1 protein-coding gene and 1 pseudogene are annotated in these 1,883 nt (G+C 59.5%); both read right to left on the bottom strand.

The features are described from left to right. On the bottom strand, positions 1-850 hold an 850-nt coding region (locus tag ABX749_RS31405; RefSeq protein ID WP_372899503.1), incomplete at its 3' end, for a DUF1501 domain-containing protein. Next, positions 847-1,883, bottom strand: a pseudogene (locus ABX749_RS31400) (sialate O-acetylesterase); the annotation flags it as partial. The pseudogene ABX749_RS31400 and the gene ABX749_RS31405, both read right to left, overlap by 4 nt.

Here is a 1,883-nt window from a genome sequence, read left to right as displayed (position 1 = left end):
TGATCCTCGCTTCCAGCTCTGGGTCGTGCGGATACTGCTCGGCCGTCAAGTGATTCAAGCGACGCACCAAGTCAAATCCGAGACGCTGCTGGCCGGCGGAGATGTCTCCTTCGGGGCTCGCATAGTCGAGAGGATTGTTCGGGTCCACTTTCAATGCGACGCTGTCGTAAGCCGGCCCCAAATAGTGTCCGTCGCGTTTGTCAAAAAAACGCGGTCCCATGCCGATGAATTGGGGCAGATTCTCGTTGAGTGTTCCCAGCCCATAGTTGACCCAGGCGCCGATCGTCGGCACACGAGGATCGAGCATGTGTCGCCCCGAGTGAAACTGCACTTGGGCACCATGGTTGTCATCGGTCGTCCACATCGACCGGATCACGGCCAGGTCATCGACACAGGCTCCCAGATGCGGGAACCAGTCGCTGATTTCGATTCCGCTTTGACCATACTTTTGATAGCCGACTTGCAACGGATAGATCTTGTTGCGTTGCTGGCCGTTGGCATCGTTGACGACGACGACCCGAACCCGTTTCAGTTTCTCCGGATCTTGAACATCGGCAAACGGAGTCTCGTTGATCGTTTTCCCGGCGTACTTGGTCAGCGCCGGTTTGGGATCGAAACTTTCCATGTGGCTGACACCGCCACGCATGAAAAGCCAGATCACGCTTTTCGCTTTGGGGGCAAAATGCGGCAAGCCATTCGGTGGTGCCCACGCCGGGCTGCCCGACGAACTACCCGACGAACTACCCGGCGCGGCGGCGTAACCGTCGCGGCTGAGCATCGCGTTGAGTGCCAGGCTGCCAAAACCGAGGCCACCACAGAGCATCGATCGACGATTGATGGTGCTGTTCACTTGCTCGCCTTTTGTGCTGACTGTCGCCCTGAAGAGGTGACATCGTCCCAGTCATCGCTGCGGAACACCGACGCGGGCAAGCCTTCGCTGTTGACCAGGTTCGCACCTTCGGGATTGGACGCCCAGGCGTAGCGCACGGCGACCGGTGCGGGAACGTCGGCGCTGCTGACCAGCACGCTGTCTTTGCCGACGGTCTTGGCATCGGCCCAATGCCATTGCTGATCCTTGCCGGCGATTTCAAACCGTTTCAACACTTCGCCGTCTCGCGATTTCAGCCCCTCGCCGGCTTGATCGAATGTCACACGAATCGCGTTGCCTTCGATTTTGCTGTCGCGATACAGCGGCCCCGAGAAGACGATGTCACGGCCGTAATCTTTGGCCAATGCCCAGCGGGCCAATCGCTCGCCCGGATCTTTCTTGTTCTTCGGATGGATGTCGTTGGCCGCGCCGACGTCATTGATGATCGCCATCCCTGTCTTGGGCGTGGTGTCCAAAATCAACCGCATTCGATCTTGAAGCAACGCCCAAGGATCCGGGGTTCCGGGCTCGGTCGAGGGGCCTCGGAAATTTGCCAGTTGGACAAAGTAAAAGGAAAAGTCATCGTTCCAGCGTTGTCGCCAATCACGGATCATCAGCGGCAGCGTTTGATCATAAGGGACCGCGCCCGGTTTCGCGTTGGCTTCGCCCTGGTACCAGATCGCTCCACGCATCGCGTAGCCGACGAAGGGATGAATCATGGCGTTGAAGAGCACGCCGGGTTTTCCTTCGGTGTTCAAAGGACGTTTGGGCGGCGTCGGTTTTCGCGGCGCGCGAGCGCGCTGCTCGTTGGGTCGATTGCGGCGTTCCGCCGCGTCGGCTTGCCACCGGTCCAGTCGAGCCTGGTAGGCGACCTTGGCTTTCTCGGGATCGTAGGCCTTGTCAGCCTCGATCGCCGCGTCGACCAACCGCTTCGTACCGGGCAACGTCTCGAGTGCCTCGCGACTGGTAAACGTCTCAACGGGTTTGCCACCCCACGCCGATTTGATCACCCCGA

The organism is Stieleria sp. (genome assembly GCF_041595215.1).
GTDB classification, from domain to species: domain Bacteria; phylum Planctomycetota; class Planctomycetia; order Pirellulales; family Pirellulaceae; genus Stieleria; species Stieleria magnilauensis.
Note: the sequence above shows the minus strand (reverse complement) of the source record. Positions and strands in the feature narration are given on the sequence as shown.